Origin of the sequence: Candidatus Cryosericum odellii (assembly GCF_003570935.1) — a bacterium.
In the GTDB taxonomy this organism is placed as follows: Bacteria; Caldisericota; Caldisericia; order Cryosericales; family Cryosericaceae; genus Cryosericum; species Cryosericum odellii.
Genome location: NZ_QXIU01000158.1, coordinates 1 through 3,087 on the forward strand (window position 1 = coordinate 1; position 3,087 = coordinate 3,087).

The following is a 3,087-nucleotide window of genomic DNA, read 5'->3' on the forward strand; positions in this document are numbered from 1 at the left end:
GACGTTTCACTGCACACAGCTGTGGGGAACGGTACGCTACGTATCCCCGGCAAACCGGGAGCACAGCTTTCCATCGGAAGTGTCCTGGGCAAGGTCCTGTCGTCGGGATTTGTGGCCGAGGGCAGTAAGTCATTTCTCAACGCCTCGGCAGCCAGTGGAGCTGATCGGCGGCTCGTCGTGCATATCGACAATGCAATTGGACAAATTCAACTTGTGGAGGTACAGCAATGAACAGCAACAACATTGATCGGCGGGTGGCCCTGAGCACTCTGCTCATCATCTTCGGCGTCCACTTCCTGCTCCAGGCGTTTCCCCAGACGGGATACCATTTTGGCATCCTCGTTCCCCTGGCGGCGTTTGTAGTCCTGCTGGGCATCTACGGCGTCGCGACGGGCTTTCAGCGGGATGCGCGTGAAACGGTGTTCTGGAGCGCCATGCTTGGTTTCGTCGGGATCATCGTCCTCCTGCAGGTCCTGGCGGTCATCCGGTTCAGTCTGACGACCTTCGTCGGAGCCGCCGTGATTTCGGCGGGACTCTCCATCCTGTTGTCTACGCTGTTTGACTCGATTGAAAGCAAGACTTCGAGAAACGGGCTGATATGGGGGGTCGTGGCTGTCGCCGCGGGCTCTATTGCGTTTCTTTCGGGGCTGGACCTCTTCTCAGCTCAGGTGGTCGACATCATTCGGAAATCGGCAGTCGGGGGCCTGTTCCTTGTGCTCGGACTGGTCGTTCTTATCAAGGGAGGTATCAGGAAATGAAGAGTTTTGACAGACCAGATGAAGAAGCAGTCGGCGTCTGCACAAAGTGCGGGAAGGCGCTGGCCCGTGAGGAAGTAGTGATGGTGGATGGCAAGATCATGTGCGGCACCTGTGCACCAGCGCAGCCCAGCGCTGCATCCGGCGAGCAGGGACCCATCCAGGACCAATGGCAACATCCACAGGCTGAGCGTTCTGTCTCGTCGGGGGTCGGCTATGATTCCTCCAGGAGGCTGTACCGCTCACGCAGGAACCAGGTGATCGGCGGCGTGGCGGGCGGCGTGGCGGAGTACTTCGACATCGACCCGACCATTGTGCGCATCGCTTGGGCGTTGCTGGGGATGGCATGGGGGACGGGAATCCTGGTCTATCTTATCTGCTGGCTCGTGATCCCGCTTAACCCCACCCAGTAGATCAGGTACGAAAACATAACATATCTGTGGATAATGTGGAAATAGTCCTGGAAGTTTTGCTCGGATGACAAGTCCCCGACAGTCTATATAGACTGTCGGGGACTTGTTTTCATGCTGTCTGGGAGGGTCGTTCAGTGGACTGGAGGAGGCACCTCTTTCCGCCCGCCCGGAGCTGCGCGGAGGTACCGGCTGACCGTCGTATAGTGGACGCCCAGGTGGTCACCGATCTGTACGAGCGAGTAACCAAGATGGACAGCTGATGCGACGCGCAATGGGAGCTGTGAGCGTTCACGTCTGACATCGGGCCCGAAGATTTGTGTCAGGGATGGCCGTGCCAGCATCAGAAGTATTGCGGCGACTGAGGGTTCAGACGCCCTGCTCACCAGGTGCTCAGTGACCACCTGGACGAACGTCTGTGTTCCCAGAATGCCCGGCGGCATCACGTGCGCGAGAGGGGTCGGCTGGCCGATGCCCGCCCGAACGTAATCGGCATAAGCGGCGACAGCTTCTTCCTGTGTTTGGCCGAAATGTGACAGTAGAGACTCGGCGGCAAGCGGGGCACTCCGTACGTGGGTGCTCATGACCGTCGCCTGGTAACTGCTCCAGGGCCATTCCTCGGGGGTGACGACCACAGCGGACGCCACGGGCTGGAGGACGACATGGCGGCAGACCGGCATGAGCCACACGTCGGGTTCCAGGAGGATGGCCCGATAGGCTCCGCGGAAGACTCGCCCCGAGCGTTTGTTCCGGCGGTTCACGTGTCGCGTGTAACTGCTGATGAACCGACGCATGCCTGTGCTGAGATTTCCATGGGGTGTCTCCACGACCAAGCTGTAGTGGTCCGGTAACATGCACCACGCATAGATACGCCAGTCCAGGTCCGTCGCCACCGTCGTGAGGTCAGCGAGGAACTGCAAGCGAGCGTCGTCGCTCTGCATGATGGATCGACCAGCACGAGCAACGTCGGAAATCAGATAGACAGCACCTGGAAACTCAATGCGCAACGGTCGAGCCACAAACTCTCCTTTGCCGAGAGGCGTGGATGACAATTCTATCCACACTGTTCACATGTTATCCACAGCAGCGCAACATTTCAATATCCGACTCCCACGCGCCGACCTTCGCGTACTTCAGCTTGTGCGGCGGTCAGCGGGCACTATACTTGAACTCGGCAGTATAGGAACGGGAGGTTTCGCGTGGCGCAGTTTTGGGTGGTAGCCGAGTCAGTCCTGATCGTGTTCATCATGAAGTTCGTAGACGTGGCTCTTTCGACTCTCTTCACAAACTTCCTGGTCAGGGGACGCCGCCTGTACACGTTCATCTTTGGGTTTCTCGAGGTGAACGTCTATCTAGTTAGCCTCGCTCGGGTTCTGAGCAGTATGACTATCTACAAGATGCTCGGCTATGCCATTGGCTATTCACTGGGAGCGCTGTTTGGTATCTGGCTGGAACAGAAGCTGGCTATCGGCAATCAGACCTGGCTGATCATTCCCAACGAGAACCCGTATCGACTGGCGTATCATCTGCGTGACCGGGGTTTTGGCATCACGACGATCTCAGGGTCGGGCATGGACAGTAACCGTATGATTATTCTGACGACCACAATGCGCAAGAACATAGCACTTCTCAATGCCTCGCTTGCCGAGCTGGCCCCGGACGCTTTCGTGTCCGTGCTCGACACGCGAACGACGATGGGAGGGCATGTGACTCGAATTCCGAGAGGTTGAATCATGATGAAAAGGACTACCTTTCACAGGGCAGAAGCGCACCTTAGAAGCGCCCCTTGCATGGGAAAAAAGTGCTCGGGGGCCTTGAACCAAAGTGCTCGGGGGTTGGCGCTCGGCCTCGCTCTGCTGCTTGTTATTTTCTCTCTCGCCGGCTGTGCTCGCCGAAGCTCTGTTTCGCTCCGGATCGTCTCT

5 protein-coding genes are annotated in these 3,087 nt (G+C 57.9%); 4 read left to right on the top strand and 1 reads right to left on the bottom strand.

Annotated features, from left to right (window positions below):
* The 3 genes from SMC5_RS10725 to SMC5_RS06665 all read left to right on the top strand — a co-directional run.
* Positions 1–231 (top strand): hypothetical protein (locus SMC5_RS10725; RefSeq protein WP_165849002.1); only part of this gene is annotated, 231 nt, incomplete at its 5' end.
* Entirely contained in the window at positions 228–758 is a 531-nt protein-coding gene (locus tag SMC5_RS06660) for a hypothetical protein (protein WP_119120084.1), read from the top strand. The genes SMC5_RS10725 and SMC5_RS06660, both read left to right, overlap by 4 nt.
* A complete protein-coding gene (locus tag SMC5_RS06665; protein ID WP_243622548.1) occupies positions 755–1,168 on the top strand; it encodes a PspC domain-containing protein in 414 nt (137 codons plus the stop codon). Before SMC5_RS06660 ends, SMC5_RS06665 begins: the two co-directional genes overlap by 4 nt.
* 131 nt (positions 1,169–1,299) lie before the next feature.
* On the opposite strand, the gene SMC5_RS06670 is transcribed toward SMC5_RS06665, so the two are convergent.
* On the bottom strand, positions 1,300–2,184 hold the full coding sequence (locus SMC5_RS06670; RefSeq protein ID WP_119120085.1) for an addiction module toxin RelE: 885 nt from the start codon (positions 2,182–2,184) through the stop codon (positions 1,300–1,302).
* Positions 2,185–2,364: 180 nt separating this feature from the next.
* Here SMC5_RS06670 and SMC5_RS06675 point away from each other — a divergent pair, with 180 nt between their 5' ends.
* A complete protein-coding gene (locus SMC5_RS06675; RefSeq protein ID WP_119120086.1) occupies positions 2,365–2,895 on the top strand; it encodes a DUF5698 domain-containing protein in 531 nt (176 codons plus the stop codon).
* The last annotated feature ends 192 nt before the right edge of the window (positions 2,896–3,087 follow it).

Bases quoted from the DNA above. Each gene is read 5' to 3' on its own strand.
- SMC5_RS06665 (WP_243622548.1), top strand. From the start codon at position 755: ATGAAGAGTTTTGACAGACCAGATGAAGAAGCAGTCGGCGTCTGCACA.
- SMC5_RS06660 (WP_119120084.1), top strand. From the start codon at position 228: ATGAACAGCAACAACATTGATCGGCGGGTGGCCCTGAGCACTCTGCTC.